Origin of the sequence: Photobacterium kasasachensis, from assembly GCF_050336885.1 — a bacterium.
Taxonomy (GTDB): Bacteria; Pseudomonadota; Gammaproteobacteria; order Enterobacterales; family Vibrionaceae; genus Photobacterium; species Photobacterium kasasachensis.
Map to the genome: position 1 here is coordinate 602,152 of NZ_JAKJSH010000005.1, position 25,797 is coordinate 627,948.

Annotated in this window: 19 protein-coding genes; 15 read left to right on the forward strand and 4 right to left on the reverse strand. The window is 44.4% G+C overall.

Translation table 11 applies throughout. The annotated features are described in order from the left end of the window. The first annotated feature begins 157 nt into the window (after positions 1-157). The 4 genes from torR to L4D19_RS07100 all read left to right on the forward strand — a co-directional run bounded on the left by torR (position 158) and on the right by L4D19_RS07100 (position 6,070). Positions 158-889 carry a two-component system response regulator TorR gene (gene torR / locus L4D19_RS07085; protein ID WP_428451852.1) on the forward strand — a complete coding sequence of 244 codons (732 nt, stop codon included), beginning with the start codon at positions 158-160 and terminating at the stop codon, positions 887-889. A gap of 88 nt (positions 890-977) precedes the next feature. Next, entirely contained in the window at positions 978-4,034 is a 3,057-nt protein-coding gene (locus L4D19_RS07090; RefSeq protein ID WP_428451853.1) for a cache domain-containing protein, read from the forward strand. A 180-nt stretch (positions 4,035-4,214) separates the two neighbouring features. Beyond that, complete coding sequence (locus tag L4D19_RS07095) at positions 4,215-4,796, forward strand: PadR family transcriptional regulator (RefSeq protein WP_428451854.1); 582 nt, start codon at positions 4,215-4,217, stop codon at positions 4,794-4,796. Positions 4,797-5,260: 464 nt separating this feature from the next. After that, positions 5,261-6,070 carry a tetrahydrofolate dehydrogenase/cyclohydrolase catalytic domain-containing protein gene (locus L4D19_RS07100; protein ID WP_428451855.1) on the forward strand — a complete coding sequence of 270 codons (810 nt, stop codon included), beginning with the start codon at positions 5,261-5,263 and terminating at the stop codon, positions 6,068-6,070. Positions 6,071-6,110: 40 nt separating this feature from the next. Here the strand turns inward: L4D19_RS07100 and L4D19_RS07105 are convergent, their stop codons facing one another. Then, a complete protein-coding gene (locus tag L4D19_RS07105) occupies positions 6,111-7,637 on the reverse strand; it encodes a YfcC family protein (protein WP_428451856.1) in 1,527 nt (508 codons plus the stop codon). A 376-nt stretch (positions 7,638-8,013) separates the two neighbouring features. Between L4D19_RS07105 and L4D19_RS07110 the strand changes: the two genes are divergently transcribed. From L4D19_RS07110 to L4D19_RS07125, 4 genes are all read left to right on the forward strand, one after another. Further along, positions 8,014-9,165, forward strand: coding sequence for an amidohydrolase (locus L4D19_RS07110; protein WP_428451857.1), 1,152 nt, complete (start codon positions 8,014-8,016; stop codon positions 9,163-9,165). A gap of 182 nt (positions 9,166-9,347) precedes the next feature. Further along, positions 9,348-10,778, forward strand: coding sequence for an alanine/glycine:cation symporter family protein (locus tag L4D19_RS07115; protein WP_428451858.1), 1,431 nt, complete (start codon positions 9,348-9,350; stop codon positions 10,776-10,778). A gap of 214 nt (positions 10,779-10,992) precedes the next feature. Then, a complete protein-coding gene (locus L4D19_RS07120) occupies positions 10,993-12,117 on the forward strand; it encodes an efflux RND transporter periplasmic adaptor subunit (RefSeq protein WP_428451859.1) in 1,125 nt (374 codons plus the stop codon). Between the two features lie 73 nt (positions 12,118-12,190). Next, the gene (locus tag L4D19_RS07125) at positions 12,191-15,259 is read left to right on the forward strand and encodes an efflux RND transporter permease subunit (protein WP_428451860.1); all 3,069 of its coding nucleotides are present in this window, start codon (positions 12,191-12,193) and stop codon (positions 15,257-15,259) included. A 100-nt stretch (positions 15,260-15,359) separates the two neighbouring features. Here L4D19_RS07125 and L4D19_RS07130 read toward each other — a convergent pair whose 3' ends face one another. From L4D19_RS07130 to L4D19_RS07140, 3 genes are read right to left on the reverse strand one after another with little or no spacing between them, the layout of a single operon-like run. Beyond that, positions 15,360-16,280, reverse strand: a complete 921-nt coding sequence (locus tag L4D19_RS07130) for a tetratricopeptide repeat protein (protein WP_428451861.1) — start codon at positions 16,278-16,280, stop codon at positions 15,360-15,362. 5 nt (positions 16,281-16,285) lie between these two features. Continuing rightward, on the reverse strand, positions 16,286-16,711 hold the full coding sequence (locus L4D19_RS07135; RefSeq protein WP_428451862.1) for a hypothetical protein: 426 nt from the start codon (positions 16,709-16,711) through the stop codon (positions 16,286-16,288). Further along, a complete protein-coding gene (locus L4D19_RS07140; protein ID WP_428451863.1) occupies positions 16,701-18,032 on the reverse strand; it encodes an ATP-binding protein in 1,332 nt (443 codons plus the stop codon). The genes L4D19_RS07135 and L4D19_RS07140 overlap by 11 nt, the downstream gene beginning before the upstream one ends. Positions 18,033-18,292: 260 nt before the next feature. Between L4D19_RS07140 and L4D19_RS07145 the strand changes: the two genes are divergently transcribed. The 7 genes from L4D19_RS07145 (at position 18,293) to L4D19_RS07175 (ending at position 25,664) form a co-directional block, all read left to right on the forward strand. Beyond that, complete coding sequence (locus L4D19_RS07145) at positions 18,293-18,493, forward strand: hypothetical protein (protein ID WP_428451864.1); 201 nt, start codon at positions 18,293-18,295, stop codon at positions 18,491-18,493. Between the two features lie 136 nt (positions 18,494-18,629). Beyond that, the gene (locus L4D19_RS07150; protein ID WP_428451865.1) at positions 18,630-19,298 is read left to right on the forward strand and encodes a response regulator transcription factor; all 669 of its coding nucleotides are present in this window, start codon (positions 18,630-18,632) and stop codon (positions 19,296-19,298) included. Then, positions 19,298-20,569, forward strand: a complete 1,272-nt coding sequence (locus L4D19_RS07155) for a sensor histidine kinase (RefSeq protein ID WP_428451866.1) — start codon at positions 19,298-19,300, stop codon at positions 20,567-20,569. The genes L4D19_RS07150 and L4D19_RS07155 overlap by 1 nt, the downstream gene beginning before the upstream one ends. A 109-nt stretch (positions 20,570-20,678) precedes the next feature. After that, positions 20,679-22,115: a flavin monoamine oxidase family protein gene (locus L4D19_RS07160; RefSeq protein ID WP_428451867.1), complete on the forward strand. Its 1,437-nt coding sequence runs from the start codon at positions 20,679-20,681 to the stop codon at positions 22,113-22,115. Next, positions 22,099-22,806, forward strand: coding sequence for a GNAT family N-acetyltransferase (locus L4D19_RS07165; RefSeq protein WP_428451868.1), 708 nt, complete (start codon positions 22,099-22,101; stop codon positions 22,804-22,806). The genes L4D19_RS07160 and L4D19_RS07165 overlap by 17 nt, the downstream gene beginning before the upstream one ends. A gap of 391 nt (positions 22,807-23,197) precedes the next feature. Then, positions 23,198-24,292, forward strand: coding sequence for a phosphotransferase enzyme family protein (locus L4D19_RS07170; RefSeq protein ID WP_428451869.1), 1,095 nt, complete (start codon positions 23,198-23,200; stop codon positions 24,290-24,292). Continuing rightward, complete coding sequence (locus tag L4D19_RS07175) at positions 24,273-25,664, forward strand: MATE family efflux transporter (protein WP_428451870.1); 1,392 nt, start codon at positions 24,273-24,275, stop codon at positions 25,662-25,664. Before L4D19_RS07170 ends, L4D19_RS07175 begins: the two co-directional genes overlap by 20 nt. The last annotated feature ends 133 nt before the right edge of the window (positions 25,665-25,797 follow it).

The following is a 25,797-nucleotide window of genomic DNA, read 5'->3' on the forward strand; positions in this document are numbered from 1 at the left end:
TGCTATCGTGGTTAAGTGTAAGCAATTGCATTTGCTTACAACAGGCAGTAATCGAGTGTGTTATTATTCTTGCCAAGAATATAAGAAAGTATTTGGGTATAAATTTGGGCGGGGGCTGTTCCTCCAGTTTCAACGCATGGCTGTATATAGAGAACCTATGACTTATAAGATCTTGATTGTTGAAGATGATCCCATCGTTAGAATGAAATTCCGAGGTCACTTTTTTCAGGCTGGCTATACCGTTTATGAGGCTGAAAACGGTGCGGCGATGAAGGCTGTTCTGGGCAATGAAAAAATTGACCTAATCCTTCTGGATCTCAATCTGCCGGGTGAAGACGGGATCCAACTAACCCGTGAGGTAAGGAATACGTCCGATATCGCTATCATAATGGTGACGGGCAGGACTGATCCCATTGACCGAATTTTGGGTCTGGAGATGGGGGCAGATGATTACGTTACCAAACCTGTCGAACCACGAGAGTTGCTGGTACGGGCTAAGAACTTGTTATGGCGGATCCAGCTTACTCGTGATGCGCTACAACAGGCAGAAGCGGCCTGGGCGCAACTGGAAAAAGATGATAGCCGCTTTTGTTTCATGGACTTTGAATTTGATGTTACGCAGCGCCAGTTATCGAAAGGTAGTGAGGCAATAAGGCTTACCAAAGCGGAATATGAGTTGCTGGTGGCGTTTATTACTCATCCTAGTCGAGTGCTAAGTCGCGGCCGGTTGCTTAACTTGATATCACACCGGGTTGACTCCCCCAGTGATCGCACTATAGATGTGCTCGTTCGCAGGTTAAGAAACAAAATGGAAGAGAGCATTAAGAACCCCAAGATCTTCATTACGGTACATGGCGAGGGATATTTGTTTGCACCGGAAGTTATGTAGCTCGATGAATCTGACCATAAAAGCCAAGCTATCACTCATTATGTGTGCATCTTTACTCATAATGAGTTGTTTTTTCATTACTAGCTTGATGAGTACCGAAAAGGCCGTCCTTGAGGCTGAGCAAAGTAATGTTAGTGATAAAGTTGCTTTGTTGTTGAATGATCATTTGAAAGGACAGGTTGATACCGTTACCCGGTCACTTTCTGACTATTACGAAAACTCAAAGTTAGAAAGTATCAGGGCCGAGTTGGCAACGGATATTTCGACATTCAGAGATACTATCGAAAGCATATATCGTAACAGCGGTTCGGCTGCCGAGGCAGAAACCAGTATTCATGCGTTTATCAACGAGTACCATTGGAATAATGGCCGCTATATTTTTGCCTATGATGCGACCACGCTGGTGAATAAGGCAAACGGGGTAAAGGCCAGTATTATTGGTTCTAGCGCCATCAATAAAACGGATTCAAAAGGTGTCTACTACGCGCGAGATATTGTAGCTGAGGCCAGATCCAATGATATTGGTTTTGCAAGCTATCATTTTTTGAACCCGGTGACTCGCAAGGTCGAAGAGAAACTGACCGCTTCATTTTATTTTGCACCTTTAAATTTGGTTATCGCTACCGGTGAGTACATTAGTACCCTTAGGAAGGATAAACTTCAGGCTGCACTAAACAGTATCAGTGCGTCAAAATACGGTCAAAACGGCTATTTCTGGGTTCAGGACAAAAATGGCAAGATCTTGGCTCACCCCAAGTCTGAAATTATCGGGACAACGATTCCGTCAACGACGACAAAGATAGCCAATGCGATCCGAGGCCAAACAGAGGCTTTTGTTCAAATTGCCTACGAGAATCCAACCACTAAACAGACCGAGAGCAAGATAGCTTATGCACGGAATGTGTATCCGGAATGGGGGTGGACGATTGCCACTGGCACATATGCCAGCGATATTACCAATATCCAGGATGGCCTGACGAGTGCCACCGAAGATATTTTTAATCACAAGGTCTATATAAGTATTGCGACATCGGCAGTTCTGCTGGTGGTCGCTCTGTTGGTTGCGACCTGGTCGATAAATAAGATTGTCAAAGGGTTAGTGATTCTAAAAGAGCGTATCGATACGCTATCGACCGGAGAAGCCGATTTATCGTCACGAATAGAGATTACGTCCCATGATGAGCTGGGGGATATTGGTAAATCGGTGAACAAGTTTATCGCCTACCTTCAGTCGATGACTCTGGAAATCTCGCAAGCTTCCGCCAATATCACGGGCAGTATGATTCCTCTCTCTGAATCAGAACCGGTGGCAACTTCCCTTGCTGGACATCAGGCCTCGATTGGTGCCCCTGTAATGCAAGGCAATGATGTTCTTGAACCCTCTGGCAGAATGACGGCAGCGATAAAAAAACTCGCGGCCGGTGATTTATCTGTCGATATCCCTCGCGGCGAAGGGGAAGATGTCGGGCACCTTGCCGATGCGATATCGGTATTTAAAAAAAATGCCCTCGCATTGCAAGAACATCAGAACGAATTGCAAAAGCTGGTCGATGATCGTACTGCACAGCTTACAAAAGCCAATGATGCTTTAAATAGTGAAGTTATTAAGCATGCCAATGCACGGGAGCAAGCAGAAGAGGCTAGTAAGACCAAGTCGACGTTTTTGGCTCATATGAGTCATGAGATTCGTACACCAATGAATGGGATCATGGGAACACTCCATCTCCTTGATGGTACCTTGCTTGATAGTCAGCAGAAGCAATATACCAAGACGATTATCTCGTCTGGAGAGATCCTGATGGGGGTGCTGAATAACGTTCTGGATTATTCCAAGATTGAAGCGGGTCATTTTGATATCAACGAAAGCTGCTTTTCTACCAGTTCGATTGCGACCAATGTAATTAATATTTTTAAGGCAAGGGCGGAAGAAAAAAATATAGAATTAACGTATGCAATCGGTAGCGACGTACCAGGTCACATTTGCGGTGACTTCAATAAAGTTATCCAGATAGTTATCAATTTGGTCGGAAATGCTATTAAGTTTACCCAGCAAGGGCAGGTTAATATTTCTGTGTATCTAGCCGAGGAGCTGGCAGAACAACTGGCAGAAAACCAGCTGATGCTTTGTTTCGAGGTGGCTGATACAGGTAAAGGGATCCCTGAAGACAAGCACGAAGCGATTTTTTTGCCGTTTGAGCAGGCGACGCGGTCGGAACGAGGAACCGGTTTAGGTTTGCCTATCAGCCGGCGATTTGCTGAGATGCTGGGCGGGGAGCTGACTGTCTCCAGCGTACCGGATAAAGGCAGCCGGTTCACTTTGACGTTTCCGATGAATGTCGCTGCTGAAGGCGAGTTGAATTCAGATGTCGATACAGTTTCTCTTTCAGTTCCGCCTCTGAATATCTTGTTAGTTGAAGATAATGATACCAATGTTCTGGTAGCAAAAGGGTTTATGAATAGGCTGGGGCATAAGGTAATCGTTGCCATGTCAGGGGCTGAGGCTGAGGCGGCTATTGATGAACATGATATCGATCTTATCTTGATGGATATCAACCTTCCGGATACGGATGGCGTGACGTTGACCCATGTTCTTCGAAAGAAAGCTGATTGCCGAATCCCAACTATCGCTTTTTCTGCTCATGTCTTTCGTCAGGAAATTGAATCCTATCTCGAAGCCGGTTTAGATGGTTTTCTTGGCAAACCGGTACAGTTTGACCAGATGAAGGCTATTATCACCAGTGTTTACCATGGTCGCAGTCGTCAAGTTCGTGCAGCTAATGATGTTGCTACAGCTCCTTTAGAAAGCCAGGCTGTGTTATTTGATCCGTCTGTATTAGAGGTCGATAGGCAGACACTTGGTGATGAGTTGGTCGGAGAGATGGTTACACTGTTCTTCGAACGCTCGGCAAGCATTAGTCAAGATATTCGAGCTGCTCGCACAGCCAATGAGCTAGAATCCGCGGCACATAGTCTGAAAAGCTCTGCTGGCGCGATAGGTCTGATTGCTCTTAGTAAAGCTTGCGAGGCACTGGAAATCGCTTGTAAGAAAGCGGCAGGCGAGGAAGAGATAGAGCAATTGTCTATACAGTTGCTGGAGACGTATACCGCCTCGATTGACATATTGAAAGAGGAATTTCAGTCGTAAACGATAAATGTGGCCAGGCGATTCTGTTCATAATTTTACGCATTTTTTTAATACTTGTTCCCATAAAATATGCATCATTGATATCGCAACTAATTGCTGGTGAGGTGTGACAGAGGTCGTGATGACACAGCTTCCGGAACACCTTTATTATTGCGGTATATTTTTAAAAGGATTGAAAAGATGTCACTAGCACATGTAATACTCACCGTGCTCAGCAGTCGTGACGTAAGCGGTTACGATATCACCAAAGAGTTCTCTCACAGTATCGGCTATTTCTGGAAGGCGAGCCACCAACAGGTTTATCGTGAACTCAACAGAATGGCTGAGAAAAAATGGGCAAGTTTTAGGCTTGAGTTGCAACAGAGTAAGCCGGACCGAAAAGTTTATTCCATTACTGATGAGGGGCGTCAGGCACTGTTTGAGTGGTTTCAGGAACCTACACGTACGCCCACAATTCGTGATGAGTTTGCTGCCAAGCTAGCAGTATGCGGTATCCATCACTCTACTCCTATGCAACAACAGCTTGAAGCGTTAATTCAAGAGTCACACACCCTCATGAATAATTACGAAGAGCTGGAAAAAATCTACTTCCCTAACCATAGAACGCTTAATCGTCAGGAACGGTTAAACCGTCTAACACTTCGTCGCGGTGTACACATTCGTCAGGCTTGGGTTAACTGGGCCGAAGAAGCGCTGACGGAGCTAAAAGATCTGGATAGTGTAGAGGACAGTCTTAAAGAAGATGCATGCCTCTGCCTGTAAATATCTAATTTAACACGAATTATTTACGTTTAATTTTTTGATATAAGAGCATTAACAAGGCGCAATACAAACAAGCGAGAGCAATAACTAAAGCCAATACAACTTCTGTATTTGACGTGATAAAAATCAATAAGTTAGCCTTGAAAGTCTGGATGGCCAGGGCCAAGTTGGCTCTAGGTACACATTATTAGTAAAGGGGTGGCAGCGTATAAACTTCGGCTGCCGCTAACATGCAATTGAGCCTGTTAGTTAGCAGGCTCAGGTTGGAAAAATACATTTCTGAACAGGCGTCAATCGACGCCTCTTTGCTAAACCTTTGTGATAGTAGCTTTATTTTTGCTGCTATCACATCATTATTCTTCTGTCCTAATTTATTAAGTAACAGTTGATTCCTTGTCCTAACGCAATGTGCATGTAAAATCAGTTGGTTATAAAGCAAGGACATGTCACAAAAGCCAAGAAAAATGAAATCAGTAATAAATACAATTTATGAATCAAAACTAGCTGAGTTAAAAGACAAAATAGAGACTCTTAGTACACCAGTTCAGCTTACTATTGTCACCGTTGGCGAAGACCCGGCCAGCAAAGTATATGTCCGTAATAAAATCAGGCTATTTGATGAGCTTGGTCTTGAGTGCCATCACATTGTCCTTGCCGAAGAAGGAACAACACAGTCGGACCTTGATGTGCTTGCAGAAAAAGCCGAGCATCCGATTTTATTTCAGCTTCCTTTACCAAACGGACTGATAGCTCCGGATCTTCCGGCGACTGTCGATGTTGACGGCTTTGGTTCCGAGGCGCTCGGTCAGTTGGTATTAGGCCAGAATGCCGTTCTTCCGTGTACGGTACAGGCAACTGTAGATATTATTTCCGCACACTGCGGCGAATATAATTTTCCCGGCTTGAAAGTGGCGGTCGTAGGCCGGAGTAATATCGTCGGTAAACCATTGGCGATTGAACTTATTAACCGCCAGAGTACGGTTGCGAGTTTTAACAGTCGTTCAGACCTCGTAGCGGTTGATTGGAACAAGTATGACGTTATTGTGGTTGCCACCGGTGCTCACGGTATCTTGGATAACTCCCAGTTTATCGAAGGGCAACTGATTATCGATGTCGGTATCAATCGTGTTGACGGTAAGTTGGTAGGGGATATCAAGCACCATGACGGCATTTTCTCTGAAGCGGCGATTACACCTGTGCCTGGCGGGGTAGGTCGTCTGACTTGTCTGCATGTCCTGGGTAACGCTATTAAGCTGGCGGAATGTGCTCGCTAGTATTATCGGGCTCAATAAGATTGAGCCCGTTCATCTCAACTTAGATCATCATAACTTGTGCTGTTAACAATAGAGAGCCAAAGCCAAGTAAGAAAACCACGATTGGAAGAACAAACTTAACCCATTTGTTAAAGGGAATATCCAGCATCTGAAGCGTTACTAACACCAGCCCTGTTGGCGCCAGGAACAACATCGCATATTGTCCCCAGTTATAGGCCGAGACCACGATATCCCGTGGAATTCCTACCGTATCAGCCAGCGGTGCCATGATAGGCATTGATAGTACTGCCAGCCCTGAAGAAGAGGGGACAACTAACCCAAGCAGGAAGAAGACGAACATCTGGGATACGGCAAAGACACTTCCGTGCATTCCTGAGACAAGATCAGAGGCATAGGCCAGAATCGTATCGGAAATCATTCCTTGTTCGAGAACGATATTGACGCCGCGCGCCATACCAATAATCAGCGAGACAGCAACAAGCTCGGATGCCCCTTGGGTGAAAGCCTCTACCGCTTCTTTCTCTTTCAGGCCTGAGATAAAAATGATGATAATGGCAATGGTCAGGAACGAAGCAGCCATTTGAGGGAACCACCATCCTCCCATCGATACTCCCCAGACCATCATTGGAAATGCAATGGCAAATAAGAATAGAATAATCTTACGGCGCACTGTGAAAGGGACTTTTTCATCTAGACTTTTTCCTTTTAAAAACCGCTCTTTAAATGCCTCCCGATCAGAATAAGTATATGAGAATGATGGGTTTTCTTTAATTTTCTTGCAATACCAGTATAAATACCCGATGACGGTAATGGTTCCGACAATTAAACCAAAAGTTCGAACGCCTAACCCCTCAGTAAAGGAAATACCTGCCGCATTAGAGGCGATAACGACTGAGAACGGATTAATTGTTGAAAAAGCCGTACCTATTGAAGCGGCAAGAAATATTGCACCGACACAGACAATTGAGTCAAAACCGAGGGCAAGAAAAATGGGTACCAGAATAGGATAGAAAGCAACTGCTTCTTCTTCTAATCCGCAGGTTGTTCCACCAAGTGCCATTACAATACAAACAAGCGCGACAAATAAAAATTCCCTGCCTTTTGTTTTTTCTGAAAGTGAAATTAATCCCGCATTAAAGGCACCTGTTTTATTGATGACTCCTATCATTCCACCGAGAATTAAAATGAAGACAATAATGTCGGCCCCTTCGATCGTTCCTTCAACCATGCTGACAGCGACATCTCCCAGTCCCTTGGGCGATTGTTCGAGCTGTTGATATGTATCCGGGATCGCAATGGGCTTACGTATTGTGCCATTGATGAACTGATCGATACCGATATTTATATCCAGCTTGACTAATTCGTTCTGAGTGGCCGGAACAGAGATTGAATCACCATGTGGGCTGGTAATTAACAAGGTATTATCGCCCGAATTATACGATAGCTTCGAATACGAGCCAGCGGGAACAATCCATGTAAGACCAATAGCCACAAGCATGATAATAAATAGAATTGTAAAGGCTGTCGGAAATTGAAAAGTTTTCGTTGACTCTTTAACTGCGAGCATAATACATCCCCTAAAGTTATTTGGTAAGGGAAATGCCTACCAAGTGAAATTAAAATAGGGCTAAACAAATTAAAAGTATGTCGATGATGTCGCAAATTAGAGTCTGAAATATTATTCATTAATTATTGAAGGTGCTGCTAATTTATTCTATGGTGAAATTAATCAATAATCACCTGCTTTAGAGAGGGGCGGAACTATATTAGTTTGCTGTTTCTTGGTGATTGTAAATCTATGTTTTCAAATTTAGTATGAATTATTTCTCTGTAATATAGTGATTATGCTTGAAATAACAGGTATTTAATTTGCGATTGAAGTCACAGTGTTATTTCTAAAACAGCAGTAGTCTTGCTATTTAATTTATCAATTACTAGCAGTTATGAATACACCCACCGATAACGACTGTAACTTTGACGCTATCCACTTTCGCCGCCGCCTTCATCAATATCCTGAGCTATCTTCGTTTGAGGAAAATACCGCACTTTTGATTGCTCAGCAGTTAGAAGCTTTCGGTTTGAGCCCCTATACGGGGATTGGTGGGCATGGCGTTGTCTGTACTTTTGATAGCGGACAACCCGGAGAAACAACACTGCTAAGGGCTGACTTTGATGCACTTCCAATTACAGAGAAGAACGGCTTTTCCTACTGTTCGCAGCATGAGGGAGTGATGCATGCTTGTGGGCATGATGGACATACGGCAACCCTGATGGCTGTAGCCCAAACGTTGTCGGTTAACCCGCCAAATCAGGGAAAAGTCATACTGCTCTTTCAGCCAGCTGAAGAAACAGGTATGGGGGCGGCGAGCATGCTCAATGATGACTGGTTAGCAGAGCAGCAGGTTGATAATGTCTTTGCCTATCATAACCTTCCCGGGTACCCACTACACACGGTAATAGTTAAGCCTGATGCGTTCGCTTGTGCATCAACGGGGGTGACGATAGAGCTGGAAGGAAAGACCTCACACGCGGCCAGGCCTGAGAATGGCGTAAATCCGACCACAGCGATGCTTAAGGTGATTGAGTACCTGCAATGCATGCCAACGCGTTACAGGGAGTCTTTCACCTTGGTGACGGTTGTTCATGCGCTGTTGGGAGAGGAAGCATTCGGGACAGCTCCCGGCAAGGCTACCATTATGGCAACCCTGAGAAGTGATAATAGTGCAGTGTTAAATAGCATGAAACATGACCTATGCGAGATGGTATCGACGCTGGCCGCAAAGGATAAGCTGACCAGCCAGGTTCAATGGCAGGAATCGTTTAATGCTGTAGTTAATTCACCAGCACACTGTGAACTGGTTTGTGAACAAGCTAACGAGCTTGGTTTACCGGTAGAGATACTTTCAGAGCCAATGAGGTGGTCGGAAGATGTTGCCGAGTTCCTGCAAAAATGGCCGGGATCTTTATTTTGCTTAGGGAGTGGAAGCGGGCATCCCGAACTGCATAATCCTGATTATGACTTTCCTGATGCCTTGATAAGCAGTGCGAGTGGACTCTTCCTAGGTATTATCCGCCGAATTCATCACTCTAAGTGAGTATATGATCACGGGATAGCCCGTGATCATATGCCGTAATTCCGATCAAAAAGGTAACTAGCGACTATACTTCTGACAATTATCAATTCAGGGCTTGTTAATCACTTAGCCCAGTTATCGGCTCGATTCTGAAGATCAACTCTGAGCAATAAGCTTAAAGAACACGCTGATTAGGAGTGGATATGGAATGGTTAGAAGGTCTATTTGGTGTCATTGGCGATCTCACTTGGGGATGGGCATTGATACCCTTCCTCGTGGTATTGGGTCTCTTCTTTACGCTTGTTACCGGGTTCGTTCAGTTTACATTCTTTGGGCGCATGTTCCATGTGCTGTTAAACAAAAACCAAACGGCTGACAAAAACGCAATTTCTGGTCGGGAAGCACTGCTTTTATCGGTTGGTGGACGTGTCGGTGGCGGTAATATTGCCGGTGTTGCCGTTGCTATTACGTTAGGTGGGCCAGGAGCGGTTTTCTGGATGTGGGCAATTGCCTTGGTAGGGATGGCAACAAGCCTGGTTGAATGTTCACTTGCTCAGCTTTATAAGCGCAAAGAAGGTGATGAGTTTCGTGGTGGGCCTGCTCGCACGATAATTCACGGCCTGGGCGAAGACTACCGCTGGTTAGCCTATCTGTATGCCGTTTGTCTTATCGCTTCTTTTGCGATTGGTTTTAACGCTTTTCAGGGAAATACTGTTGCTGGTGCTGCTCAAGATAGTATGGGGATTGACCGTATGTGGACCGGGGCCCTGCTTGCAATAGGTACGGGCTTTATCATTTATGGCGGTATTAAGCGTATTGCCAAAGTAGCAGATGTGATAGTCCCTATTATGGCCATCGGATATGTTGTGATGGCGCTACTGATTATTCTGTTAAACATTACATCGATACCTGCGGTTATAGGTACCATTGTCTCTAACGCGTTTGGTTGGGAAGAAGCTGTAGGTGGCGGAATGGGCGCGGCCATGGCTCAGGGCTTGCGTCGTGGTTTGTTCTCAAACGAGGCAGGGTTGGGTTCGGCCCCTAATGTTGCTGCAACAGCAGAAGTGACTCACCCGATAAGTCAGGGGATTACACAGTCGCTGTCCGTATTTATCGATACCATTCTTATCTGTAGTTGTACGGCTTTTGTGATTTTGCTCGGTGATGTCTATGTACCGGGGGCTGAGAACATTGATGGCGTTGTATTGACCCAGCAATCGTTGGTTTCCCATGTCGGATCCTGGTCACAGTACTTTTTGACAATAGCCATATTGCTCTTTTCCATCAGTTCGATTATCTACAACTACTACCTGGGTGAGAACGCATTGACCTTTATGTCGCAGAATAAGGCTACAGTTCATATCCTTCGCATCTTTGTGATAGGAATAGTCTTTCTTGGGGCCGTTGCGCCGGGAGCAACGTCTGTGTTCTTCTTCTCGGATCCAATGATGGGCATACTCGCGATCGTTAACTTGTTAGCACTGTTAATGCTGTTCCCAACACTGATCCGTATTCTGACAGATTATAAAGAACAGCTGAAAGCAGGGGCTGAGCACCCTGTCTTTGATGCGTCAAAGTTCCCTGATCTCGATATTGATCTTGAAGCTTGGAAAATTAAGAAGAAAGAGAGTTGATGATGTCTTAGCACAGTGAAAATACCACGAAGGTTAAGTTCATCATCGAAAAGCGAGTACTGCAAATGTGGTGCTCGCTTTTTCTTTCAGACGAAATCAATGGTACACCTTGCCCTAGCGTTGATATGCTGATTTGACTTTCAGTCACAAGTGCTCGATCCCGCTTATACTCAAAATTTGGTGATGTGATTTTAACGTTCGGAAAATCAAGCCAATGGCGAAAAGGGTAATACTGACGATTGTCGGATTGATGGTAATAATCGGTGTACTCGCCGGTATTAAGGTATTGCAGATCCAGCGGATGATCGACAATGAAGCGGCATTTGAGGCCCCCCCCGAGACGGTGACAACGGCCAACGTACGCGCTGAGTCATGGGATACGCTATTGACGGCTGTCGGCTCGCTGGAGGCCGTGCAGGGAGTCACCGTATCAGCCGAACTTCCCGGTAAAGTGGTTCAGGTGGCCTTTGAATCCGGTGCGAAGGTAAATAAAGGTGGTTTGCTCGTCCGTCAGAACATAGCCTCAGAGCGTGCGCAGCTTGCTGGTTCAGAGGCGAGTGTCGAACTTGCCCGCCTCAATTTTGATCGTATTGCTGATCTGTATAAACAAAAGCTGGTCTCAAAGTCCGAGCTGGATACAGCTCGGGCAAATCTTCGTCAGTCAGTGGCTGAGGCAGACAGTATCAGGGCCACTATCGCCAAGAAAACCATTCGCGCTCCTTTTGCCGGTCGACTTGGTATTCGTCAGGTTGACCTCGGCCAAATATTAAGCGAAGGGGAGGGAATTGTCTCTCTCCAGGCTTACGGCTCTATCCTCGTTAACTTTCTGCTTCCGCAGAGAGAAATTGCCCGGATCACAACAGGTACTTTTATAGAGGTAAGCACTGATGCTCACCCGGATACCATGATCAAAGGGAAAATCACCGCCATTAATCCTGAGGTAGACAGCGCTACCCGCAACTTCCAGATACAGGCAACTGTGCCTAACCCGGAAGAACTGCTTCGCCCCGGTATGTTCGTTAATGTCAGGATATTGCTTTCTGCTCGAAAACAAGTACTGGCTATTCCATCAACTGCCGTGTTTTATGCGCCTTACAGTGACTCGGCTTTTGTTGTTGAAAGCAATAAAAAAAATGGCGTGTCTGGCAAGGTACTGCGTCAGCAGTTTATTCGCCTAGGGGAAAAGCGTGGAGACTACATATCTGTATTATCTGGCTTGCAGGAAAATGAGGTTGTTGTAAGCAGCGGAGTATTCAAACTAAGTAACGGTCAACCTGTGGTGGTAGACAATACGTTAGCGCCGGATTTCAAGCTTGCACCGAAGCCAGAAAATAACTGATGGCAATTGTGATTTACCTTATGTGGAGTGATTTAGCTTTGATTGGCGTGGCTGCAAGGGGAATGGTATTTCGATGAGATTCACTGATATCTTCATACGCCGTCCGGTGCTTTCGCTGGTGATCAGTTTTTTGATCATCATTGCCGGGTTGCAGGCAATTCAGTCGTTGAATGTTCGTCAATATCCCCGTAGCGAAAATGCGACGATTACAGTCAGTACGCTATATATCGGCGCAAGTGCTCATTTGGTCAGGGGTTTTATTACCACCCCTTTGGAGCGGGTGATTGCTGCAGCTGATGGTATCGACTACATCGATTCTCAGAGTGCGTATAGTCTGTCGACGATTAGGGTGAGGCTAAAGCTTAATTATGATGCCACCAAGGCACTAGCGGAGATTAGCTCTAAGGTCGATCAGGTACGTAATGATCTTCCGCCTGAAGCAGAAATTCCAACGCTCAATATCGAGTCGGCAGACAGTGAGTTTGCCTCTGCATATCTGAGTTTTAGCTCTGATGTATTGCTGCAAAATGAAATCACGGATTATCTGGTTCGTATCGTTCAACCTCGCCTGAGTGCGATTGAAGGTGTACAGAGAGCCGATATCCTGGGAGCACGCACGTTTGCGATGCGGATCTGGCTTGATCCGGAACGTATGGCCGCCTTCAATATTAGTCCGGCGCAAGTGCGTCAGGCCCTGTCTGCCAATAATTTCTTGTCTGCACTCGGGCAGACGAAAGGGGCTTTAATTCAGGTTAACCTGACAGCAAATACCAACTTGAAATCTGTTGAGGAGTTTAAGCGTCTTGTTATTCGTCAGCAGGACGGGGCAACCGTGCGTATTGAAGATATTGCCGATGTTGTGCTTGGTGCAGAGGATTATGATACCGAAGTGCGCTTTTCAGGTCAGACTGCTGTTTTTATGGGAATTTGGCCATTGCCTAACGCCAATTCTCTCGATGTGATTAAACTAGTACGCGCCGAGATGGCCGCTATTCAAAAAGGGCTACCTAGCGGCATGTCGGCACGTATAGCCTACGATGCAACGGAATATATCGATAGTGCGATTAATGAGGTACTTCAGACCTTAGGGGAAACGCTGCTAATTGTGGTGGTGATTATTTATCTTTTCCTTGGTTCTTTTCGCTCTGTGCTCGTGCCTGTGGTGGCTATTCCTCTGTCGTTGATCGGCGCTGTATTTTTGATGCAGGCCTTCGGGTTTACTGTTAATTTGCTCACTCTGCTGGCTATTGTGCTCTCGGTTGGGCTAGTGGTCGACGATGCAATTGTGGTGGTTGAGAATGTCGAGCGTCATCTTAGTGAGGGGCAGAGTCCTCTGGATGCGGCCGTTCTCGGTGCTCGCGAGCTTGTTGGACCAATTGTTGCGATGACGGTTACGCTCGCTGCTGTCTATGCGCCTATCGGGTTACAGGGGGGGCTTACCGGCGCGCTCTTTCGCGAGTTTGCCTTCACTCTTGCTGGTGCCGTGACTATCTCAGGCATAGTGGCACTGACTCTCTCTCCTATGATGTCATCGAAACTCCTTGTTCCGGGGATTGAAGAACACGGCTTGGCGGGCAAGGTTGCCAACGGATTTAAACGGCTTCGCTTGCTATATGGTCGAATGCTCGATGTCACTCTGAATACGCGTCCCGCTGTTTATATAGTGTGGGGGAGCATTAGTCTGCTGACTGTCCCGATGTTTAGGATGTCGCCACAAGAACTGGCGCCCAGTGAGGATCAAGGCGTCATCTTCGGGATCATTGATGCGTCGGCTAATGCTACTCTCGACCAGACCAGTCAGTATGCCGCTGCGGCAAATGAGGCTTTTCACAGTGTGCCCGAGACAGATTTTACCTTTCAAATTACTTTTCCAGCATCGGGCTTTGGTGGGATGGTAACGCGGCCATGGGACGACAGGGAGCGTACCGTATTTGAAATTCTCCCTGAAATTCAACAAAAGCTGCAGGTCATTCCCGGTATTCAGATGTTTCCGGTGACGCCGCCTGCATTGCCCGGTGGCGGGCAGTTTCCGGTGGAGTTCGTCATCGCTTCAACGGTTGAATCCGAGCAGATTTTAGAAATGGCCCAACAAATTCAGTTTAAGGCGATGCAAAGCGGAATGTTTGCCTTCCCGCCTATCATTGACGTCAAGATTGACCAACCACAATCCGAATATGTGATTGATCGTGATAAAGCGGCCGATCTCGGATTGAGTCTAGAGCAGGTTGGCATCGATCTCGGCGTGATGGTGGGCGGTGATTTCGTTAACCGATTCGACATTGCTGGGCGTAGCTACAAGGTTATTCCCCAGATCCAGCGTGTGAATCGTCTTAACCCTGAACAATTACAGGATATTTATATCACAGGGCCGGATGGCGGGTTGGTGCCTTTATCGACTATCGCGACCATTGAAGAGTCGACTGTACCAAGATCCCTGAACCGCTTTCAGCAGCTCAACGCAGTTAAAATCAGCGGGGTCTCGATACGTCCGTTAAATGAAACGCTGACATATTTGGAACAAGAGGCCGCCAAAATCCTGCCTGATGGTTATGTGCTTGACTATACCGGTGAGTCACGGCAGTTACGAGCCGAAGGGGATCGTTTTCTCCCAGCGTTCATTCTCGCTGTGACTCTGATTTTTCTTGTCCTCGCAGCTCAGTTTAATAGCTTCCGCGATCCGTTTGTTATTCTTGCAGGCTCGGTGCCTTTGGCTATGTTCGGTGCCCTGACTTTCACCTTTTTAAGAATGCCTGATCCGAATGTGTCGTTTTGGACTCACAGCTGGACTACAACCATGAATATCTACTCGCAGGTTGGGCTGGTGACCTTGGTTGGCCTGGTTTCGAAAAACGGGATTTTAATCGTTGAGTTTGCCAACAAGCTTCAGGAGCAAGGCCTGGCAAAACTTGAAGCTGTTCATGAGGCGGCATTAACCAGACTCAGGCCAATACTAATGACCAGTGCGGCCACAATTGCCGGTCACTTCCCGCTGATTCTGGTTACAGGTGCGGGGGCAGAAGCCCGTAACTCCATCGGTTTGGTACTGGTAGGAGGGATGGCGATTGGCACCTTATTTACACTGTTTGTTATTCCTTCGATTTATATGCTTATTGCTCGTGATTATCGGACAGGTAGTGACTAACTGATTTGAATTTGTTTTGTGTGAATGCAAATAGGCACAAGGCCAGATTCTAAGAATCTGGCCTTGTGTTAATTTACTGTCGGATGTTTGACGGTAGATCTTAGAAGTCGGGGTTAAAGCTAAATTGCTGAAGCTCTTTTTCCAACTGTTTGTTATATAGCGGTAAGCAGATCCACGAATATGCTACAATCGACAGCCACGCATAACTGGTGATTAAGGACAGGTCTCCGTATCCCAAATCCGAGAGAATAGTGGCAAGTAAATTAAATAATAAATAGCCGGATATGAGCACCATACTTGACTTGATATTACTCATACCAGATATTTTGCTATTAATACGCCACCATAAGCCTAAGAACCAGTTTTTACGCATTTTAATATTGGCAAAGAGCTTTAAGGCTTCTTCTGAGCTTGGATTTTGGCAGATAGCGAACTTGGCGTGGTATGTCGCATCGTCCACATCTCCCAAAGCCAGCTGAACATTCCCCATCAGTACATTAGCGTCTTCGTCTTGGGGAGCGACTCTAAGGGCTTCGGAAGCAATTTCAAATGAGTCCTGAAGTTCGCCTATATTATAGTAATGCTCTCCCAGAGCAGTAAGTACACTGACTGAGTCGGGGGCCAGTGATAAGGCTTGTTGAAGGCAGCTTTGAGCGAGCTCTCTCTTCTCCATATCGAAATGCAGCCTGCTTTTCAACAATAATGCTTCGACTAACTCCGGATCAAGTGTTAATGCCTCATCGCAACTATCAATTGCTTGCTTAAAATGATTGTTGCAATACTGAATATTCGCTTGTGTCATTAATAGAAAAGCGCTTTCAGGATCGAGCGAAAGGGCAATCTTCAATTCGTACTCTGCAGCATGAAGTCGCTTTTGTTTAAGGAGGCAAGCTGAAAGTAAGCCATGATAAAAGGCGTCATTAGGATTGTTGCCAAGTAGTTCTTTTAACAGTTCAATGGCCTGATCCGTTTGTCCGTAGTGGTAACAGCGCCATGCCTGCTCAAGTTTATAATCATCCATAGCGCTTATTGTCTCCCTCTAATGTAAAGGAATAAATTAAAGGCCTTTGATTGAGTAAAAGCCGCAAGGTATAGGGTGATAAAGAGTAAGCCATTTAAGGTAATTCTTAAATATGGTGCCAACTGCTTAATATCAGCCGCTTCCCCCTGTTGAGTAACATAAAAGCCAAAAGCGACCATACTAGCAAAAATTGCCAGTCCTCCGGCAACGCAAAAAAGCACCTCTTTCTTAAAACTAGCGCTTCCAAGAAGGTACCCGTTTACGCATAGCCACAGTAATGGCATCCAGAACTTTCCACCAAGAGGTGGCATCCAGAAAATTGGCACTAGGATCCCAGCGAAAATAATAAGAACAGGGTTTACAATGAGGTGCTCCCACCTTCTTATTTTTGGCTCATCAATAATGTGGTAACTACTGCTGTTATTTTCCATGTTTCTTTAAAAACTCCAATACCTCGTCATAACGACCACCGTCATTTGCATAACGGGCGTAGTTTCTGGCTGTAGTTAGCCACTCAGTTGTTGTTGGTTTTATATGCTTTAGAGCCTCTTTCATATGTGAATACGAAATATTGACATCTTTCTCTAGGGCAATCATTTCGTCGATTGCTTCATCGGCAGCCATGTCTATAAGGTTGGCAATATCGGCTCCGGAAAAGCTAGAAGTTTTGCTGGCAATTGCATGGGTATCAATATCTGCGTCTGTCGGCCTTTCTTGCAGGTAGTAATCCAGAATCGCTTGTCTTGCAGGCTTGTCAGGAGGGGAAACAAAGAACATACGATCAAAGCGGCCGGGGCGCATAAATGCCGAGTCTATCGCCCAAGGAACATTCGTTGAGGCGAGCACCAGTACACCGTCATTGTTTTGTGCGAAACCATCAAGCTCGGTGAGAAACTGGCTTACAATGTGGCTTGCACTTCCTTTACTGTGTTCACGTTTTCCGGCAAGGGCTTCAAGTTCATCAAAGAACAGAACGCAAGGTGTATTGCTGCGTGCCTTTTCAAAAATAGCATGAAGCTTTTGTTCTGACTCACCGATATACATATCTAGTACATCAGAGATATCGATATTGTAAAAGGTGGCGTTGCATTCACCTGCCGTAGCTCTAGCCAGAAGAGTTTTACCACAGCCCGGAGGGCCATATAACAAAACACCACCACCAACACGTTTCTTAAAACGTTGAAAGATCCCCGGCTTGTGAAAGGGCAGAATAATCTTCTTGTGGATTTGTTTTTTTATGTGGTTAAGACCAACAACATCTTTGAAGTTGGTGCTTTTCTCACGGTAGTGGTCGAGATCGGTGATTTCAGCAATATCGATTTTTTCTACTACTCGCAGTTTTGCCCGCTTTTGTTCATGTTGCGCGGTTAAATCTTGAGCATGCTCGATATTCAGCGCTTCATTGAGTTGTTCGTTCTCATAGTCAGGGGAGGTCTTCAATATATTTACGTATAAAAGGCGAGCACGCTCCTTCTCACCTGATTCAAGTAAGATCTCTACCTGTCTAATAGCTTGATAGGGCTGAGAACTGTCTAGCAGTTCAACGGCCTCTTGATATTGCTTCTTTTGGAATAGGAAATCAGCTATCGCCACCGCATCATCATCGCTTAGCGGTTTTGGGAGGTAATCGATGAAGTCAGCAATATCGTTGTTCTCGTCTTCGAGTGAGTGTAGCACGATGACTTTGGCCAACTCTGAGGAGGGAGCTACGCTAAACGCCGATTTGAGACTTACAAGAGTGGTATTATCCAAACTTTAACTCCGTGTATGAGGTGTAGGTATTAGTTCAACAGTCTAGAATGATGGGCAAGTTGCACGGTTGGCAGTATACCACTTGCTCATGCTATTGAATATGCGAATGTTTTTGGCTTTGTTTGTACATCTTGCGCTAATCTGAACCATCATCTGCTGAATATTGCCAGCAATTCTAAATTAATGCTTCAGCTGTCCGAATCTGGCTTTTCTACCATTATTATTAATAGATATGCATTACCATAAGAACGGAAGAGACCATGAAAACCTTCTTATTAATCGTCTATTTGCATGCAACAAGCGGCCAGACATCGTCAGCGTTGACCAGTGTGGATGGTTTTACATCAAAAGAAAGATGCGAAACGGCAGCAACTCAGGTTAAGCAGGTAGTACTGAAGAACAACCGGTATTGGCTAAGCAAAAACAGTATCGGACATAGCTGTATAGAAATAATAAAATAGCCGCCCTTGCTCTCGGTTATGGGAAGTAAATGTGCTAAACAGCAGATGATAGCTAATAACCGAATGATAACTATGTTTCTGTTATCGTATGAAGAATTGCAAGTTGAGAAATCGCACAGGTTAGTTGAGGAATTAAATGATTGTTCTGATGGTTGAAGATGACAAGGTCTTGTCATCGGCGATAAGTGATTATTTGGCGCTGGATAATATCGAAATCGATTATGCGTTTAATGGTGAATCAGGCTTAAAGCTCGCGACCCAAAATCATTATGACGTGATATTGCTCGACATTATGCTTCCGAAGCTAAACGGACTAACTGTGTGTCAGACACTGCGAAAGCGGGGCGTGTCTACGCCTGTATTGATGATGACAGCGCGAGACAGTCTGAATGATAAGCTGGAAGGTTTCAGTGCGGGAACTGACGATTATATAACCAAGCCCTTTGCGATGGCAGAGCTATATGCGCGTTTGTATGCATTGATAAAAAGAAGCAAAGGGCAGGTAGCCAGTAAATTGCAAATAGAAGATCTCACCTTGGATCTGGATAAGCATCAAGCTTATCGCGATGACACCCTTTTGGAGCTTTCTCCTCTTAGTTGGAAGCTGTTATTGACCTTGGCACAGCACAGTCCTTCTGTTGTAACAAAGGAAGAGTTAGAACAGGAGGTGTGGGGAGAGGAAACAAACGCAAATAATCTAAAAGTGCAAATTCATAAGTTGAGGCAGTCAGTAGACAAACCGTTTAACACTCCGCTGATTCATGCTGTTCCCAGAGTCGGATTTGTACTGAAAGGTGATAATTGATGCCGAGTATTAAACGGGAAGTCTATAAGTTACTTGGCGGATTTATTGTTTTACTAATACTTCTGTTTGCGTCACTGATGTTTCTCAATGTGAAGTATGGCATCAGTACTGATACTGAAAACATGCTCGTATACCAGGGAGCCTTGCTTGAGCAATCGTATCATTCTACAGGCTCTTTGCCAGCCTTGGTTAATAGTGAAATTCTGAGTGTATACAAAGAAGTAGAAGATATTCCATCGTATATAGCTGCTGGTTTCTCATGGCCAGAGATGGAAGTGGCAAGCTTGGAAGAAAAGCCACTTCACGATGATTCGGGCAATGCTCGTTATGTTTATGCGATGAAATACGCCATAAAAGGGCTGAACAGGCCTATTTATATCATTTCTAGCTACGATGATGATTTAGAGAAGAAAATACAATACGAGGCTTCGATTCGCGAAGGTAACTTGCTCTATATTGGAGTAGGTATCAGCATGATTATTTTTACAATCTTGCTGTTTGTCAAAGTATTGTATTGGCGATTATTGAGCCCAGTTGAAACACTTTTTGATTGGGTGAACAGCTTAGATGAAGACAATGCGCCATCACGAAAACGCCTAAAGTATATAGAACTGGTTCATTTAGCCGAAGAGTTAAAAAATAATTTAAGAAAACAGAAAGAGTTCATCGATAGGGAAGGGTTCTTTTTGCGAACAATTAGCCATGAGTTGCGGACTCCTATAGCCATTATTTCAACAAGTGGAGAGTTGCTGGAGCGGATGTCACTGAGAGATGCGGTCGCACAGCGTGCAACAGATAGGATCATGTACGCTGTCGATAATATGAAAACACTTGTTCAAACACTACTTTGGATTTCAAGAAAATCTGATAGTCCGCTACCGGTGACAGAAATAGATATCAATGCGATGATCCATGAACTCGTCGAAGACAATAAATATCTTTCGCAGGATAAAGATATTGAGTTTGACTTGGATAAGTTGGCAGCCGGAGATATGTTACATGATAACTATGGTGCCGTGCAGTTAGTTCTGATGAACCTTGTCCGTAATGCCATTCAATACACCCATGAGGGGTGTATTACCTTTGAAAGCTTCTCAAGCACGGTCACTATAACCAACCCCGTTGACGATGATAACTCTGACCAAAAGGTTGAATCATCATATGGTATTGGATTGTATTTGGTCGAAAAGATATGTGAGGCACAGAACTACCGCTTTGAAATCATGACAGAAACTAACACAGTCAAAGCAACGGTATCCTTTACTCGTTGATAACCGATTGATAACTGCGCCAGGGTTAAACTGAGTGGCATTGAAGTGAGCATCATGCTCTCTGCATTGATACAGAACTAACCATGTCAGATATCTAAGAGGAATCAAGATGACATTATCCAAAGCGTTGAAAGGGCTACTGCCGATAATCAGTGTCTGTGTACTTTCAGTGTGTAACATAGCCAATGCCAAGTATGCAGAGTACGACTATGTCGTTGTCGGTGCAGGAGCGGCAGGGTTATCAGCGGCATTCACCCTTCACCAATCCAATGAAAACTATATTGTCTTTGAGAAAGACAATCGAGCTGGTGGGATAGCAGAGAATGGCCGTAGAGGTCGCTTTCATTATGCGAAGGGGACAGAGTACTTAGGAGAGCCCTATGGCGCTTTAGCAAATATAATTGAGAAACTGGACATACCTATGGTGGAGATACCAATGCCAATGGATGCCAGTCATTTTGAAGGAAAAGCATACATAGGTGATCATAATATTACTGAGTTAACGGCTAAACAGGCTGGTAACCAAAACTTTATCCATTTTTTGAAAATGCTGAAAGATGCAACCGATAATGAATCTGTAGAGTATTGGAAACAGCTGGATAATATTACAGCTAAGCAATGGTTAGATGATAATGAAATTTCGCCATTTATTCAGCGTCGATACAATGTAATGGCGCGGGGTCTTTTTGGTGCCAATCTGAATGATATCTCGGCGCTTAGCCTAATTCCTGAGGCTGCATTTGATTATGTAGGAACAAGCTCATTTGAAGACCTTTTCCAGCCTTCAGAAAATTCAGGCTCATGGACATCTGTTCACGGGATTGCAGCGATCACTGATGCGATAGCCTCGGAGCTTGGTGAGCATATTAAGTACAATTCAACAGTTAGCAGAATCACCAAACATGGTAGTAAGTTCAAGATCATGGTGAATAACAAGGGTACAGAGTCTGTTGTTATTGCTGACAAGGTCATCGTGGCAACGCCTTCACCAGTCACGCAATGGATTGCCAAAGATGTACTTACCACCCGTCAGGAGGAACTATTAAGCGAGGTTGAATATGCTCAGTACATTACGGTTGCTTTGTTTTCGGAGACGCCCATATTTAACAAAGCCTTTGATTTAGCAATCCTTGATGGTGATATCATCACAGATCTTTATGATGCCACCTGGGTAGAACGTCATTACACACCTGGTCTAAAAGACGTTAAAGAATATATTGCCAGTGCATATCTTGCGCCTAAAGGTGTTTCGGACAAGTCATTAATGACCTTAAGTGATGGGGAAATAATGAACATCGTTGAAACAGAGCTTGCCACGATTGTTCCTGGTATCAAGAGCAAGATTAAAGGCTATGACATTAAACGATTTATGTACGCTTATCCGGTAATGAGTCCGGGTGCTTACGGACGTCTGAACGAGCTAAAGAAAAGTTTTGATGGCATATATTTAGCTGGTGATTACATGGAGTATCCGACTATAGAGTCAGCGTTTAACTCTGGAACCGATGCTGCTAAAAAAGCGATGAAGCATGCTAGGGGTAAATGATGCCATGAAGAGCGAGCATATGGTGAACACGCATCATGTGGGTAGACTGAGATTCGAAAAATACAGTAACCAGCACTTTACTAGTTGTGTCGAACTCATCAAGTCTACCTGGAATTTCCACATTGACTTTATAAATATATCTGATGACAACATCATTTATGAGTATTACTTCAAAACATGCTTAAATTGGAATCAGCACCTCGATGTTATTGTCGATGAGAATGGCAATGTGAAAGGATTACTTTTTGCTAGCAAGGAAGACTCATCAGTATTTAAAGAGTTGGTATATCTCAGGAAAGAAAGGCAAATTAAGAAGTGGAAAAACAAGAAAATAAGACTTGGTGCTTTTGGTGATCGAGATAGAGCTGAGCAGTTGTTAGAGGACTTTGCATTTAACGATCATCAAGGTGAAATTGATGCTGAGTACTTTGACAGTGAGGTAAACTTATTCATTGTCAGTCCTGAACTAAAAGGTAAGGGACTTGGGCGAAAACTTATGGATCGCTACATGCGTTTTTGTCGAGAGAACGCCATAGAAACAGCTTTTCTCTGGACAGATATGGATTGTAATTATTCTTTTTACCATAAGTTCGGTTTTAAACTTCATCAGAAATTCAAATGTTCAAATCAAGCGAAAAACAGTTCAGAAGTAGAAAATGGGATGGTTTTCTATATTGACGTCATTAAGTAGTATATATAAACCGAGATTTAGATCACGTTACGTGAGAGGCTTTTGGTGCAGACTTTACAAATTATGCAATTTTAATTGAGTGTTTAGTCTGTAATCATCTAATGATATAGCGTCAGCTTTAGGTTGAATCGTTCGTTTGATTCGATCATAGGTTTCTGACGCTGGTTTACCCGTCTTCTGTTGATATTGATAGCCTAAAAACCACATTGGTAACTTTCTGTAGAATACAAACATAGGCCAACGGGATTGGTTTAATAGCTCTAGATAAACCTACATGAACCACAATTGTTTATAAAATTGCATTGGTGTTTCTCCAGGACTCAAGTTTGTTGAGGCTGTAATTGTTGGGGAAAATGTTTTTATATTATGAATTCATGGAGAGGTTTCAAGCATGGCTGCAGAACCCGTGCAGCGTCGATTACAGTTTGTATTAGACGTATATGAGAAGTATCCCAACGATAATGTCACATTATGTTATTTCGGTATGGCAAATGAAGTATTCATTGTTCCTACCAAAGATGGCAAGTACGTTCTAAAGAACTGCTTTAAGAGTAATACGCATGAGCTACTGAGCAATGAGGTTGCATTGATAGAGCACCTCAATCGTAATGGTTGCCCAACACCGGCAATTGTTGCGGATAAGACAGGAGCGCCATTTGTTGAGTTTGATGGTAGTTACTATGTCATGACGGAGTATGTTCCTGATATGACATATAACTGGGAAAGCGAAATTCCAGAGAAAGCCTACAGAGAAACGGTGCATGCTTTAGCTGACTTCCATCAGGCTACACGTAGCTTCAAAGAGCCGTATCCGGGGTTGCGTATCCAATTTTTGGATATGGTTGAATGTAAAAGATGGCTAACAGATTTAGAAGTGCAGATTGAAGCTTCAGACAAGTCGAGAAATTCAGTGAAGCAAATGTCCCATTTGCTACCGAAACTAATTGCTCTTGCTAGCAGATTAGAGGATGAGATGGCGACTCATGATCTGAGTGTATTGAGTAAATGCTATATCCATGGTGATCTTCATTGTTTTAATCTCTTTTATGATCAGGATGTCAGCTACACTGGGGTGATCGATTTTGATTTTTCGCGTTATGACCATCGTCTAGCTGACATTTACTGGACGAGCCGGATATTGTTTTTCAGTGAGATGAGGAAAAGGTACAGTCGTGAAGAGTTGAATTCAGATGACTTTGATGTTCCACCAGAGGTCGCTGAGCAAGTATTATTTGATAATTGGCGAATGATTATCAGTGAATATCGTAAGATAGCTGAGTTAACTGCGGAAGAGCTGTCGTATATATATCTGTTTGTTGAAGCTGTACCTCTTTATATCGTTCGGTTTTTCGAACTGACGAATAGCGAAGAAGAATGCTTGGAGCATATCGAATGGTTTGAGTGGGAGCTTTCTCGTCTGGAAAAAGATAGGCAAGTGCTTCAAACAGTCATCAAGAGAGTATTGAATGATCTTGATTCAAAATAGTTTACGATATGTGAGGCCGAGTCTGGCACGTCCTATCATTAAATTGGCACTGCCGATTATGATTCAGGGGGTGCTCTTTACCTTGATGGGTTTTGTCGACTCATTAATGATTGGCCAATTAGGTGAAGGTGCCATTTCTGGGCTGGGGAATTCAAGTCAGCTGTTATCTTTTAGCTTCCTGCTGTTTGCTGCGTTGTCGACGGGGGGAAGCATTCTGGTTTCGCAATACTCAGGTGCAGGCCAGCCGCAAAAGTTAGTACATGTCGCACAGAGTATGGTGGCAACAGGTTGGCTGTGTGGAGTATTGCTGGGAGCTGTCTTTTATTCATATGCTGAGGAATTGATAGCTGTATTAACGACAGATATTTTTCTTCCTCGTGATGACTGGTCTCAAGTGCCTGCTATCGCGGGTGGCTACATGCGAATAGTTGCTTTCGCCGTTCCTTGTATGTTGCTCTCGCAAATGATATCTGCGGTATTCAACGCGTCAGGTAATACAAAAACACCGGTTAAGATAGCGATATTTTTCAATGTGGTGAACTTTGTAGGCAACTATATTCTTATTTTTGGCCTTCCTATCCTTGGTATTGCAGAGTCACTATTTACGCCGCTAGGGCTTCGAGGGGCCGCTTTTGCAACGCTTATTGCCAGTGTAGGGCAGAGTATAACTCTACTGATCTGCTTATTACGTCAATTCAAAATCAAGAACCTGCTAATGCCAGAGTGGCACTATCTTAGACAAATCGTAGAGCTTGGTTATCCGAACACTATTGATGGTTTTTACTGGCAGGGGGCACGTGTCTTTTATACGGTACTGATGAATTCAGTCGGGGCGATTGCTTATGCGGGATATGCAATTATCAGAACGTTTAAAAGTCTTTTCATGCTTCCTGTAGGAGGGCTGCAGCAAGCAACCGCAATTCATATCGGCAAGCTGCTTGGTGCAGGGAAGTTTCGCCAGGCACAGGCAAGTGCTAACAGTGCAATTATGGTTGGTTTGTTGATAATGACGGTTCCTGCTTTGTTATTAATTCTATTTGCTAACCCTTTATTGAGCTTGTATAAAATTCAGGACCAGACACGTGAATTGGCTTATATCTGCATCTGGATTCTCGCATTTTCACTTTATTTTACTTCCATTAACTCGGTAATACCTGGGCTCTTAAGGGCCGGAGGCGATGCTAAGTCAGTCATGAACATTACGCTTCTTAGTTTCGCTATAGTAGGAGCTCCCGCGAGTTATGTTCTTGGTATATGGTGTGATTGGGGTCTGATCGGCGCCTTTGTCGGAATCTGTTTGGAAGAAGTATTTAAGGCCGGGCTATTTATCCGTCGAATGAGGGCGGGGTTTTGGTTGAAGAGCTTAGTCTGATGAGGTTTAAGTTGGGTACACTTTTTAATGAATAGAGCCGATAGCTCGAGCAGGCTTGAATATAGGTAAATACAGCTAATGTTTCAAGATGGATTACGAGTCTGAAATATGGCATAAATGGCATCACATTTGT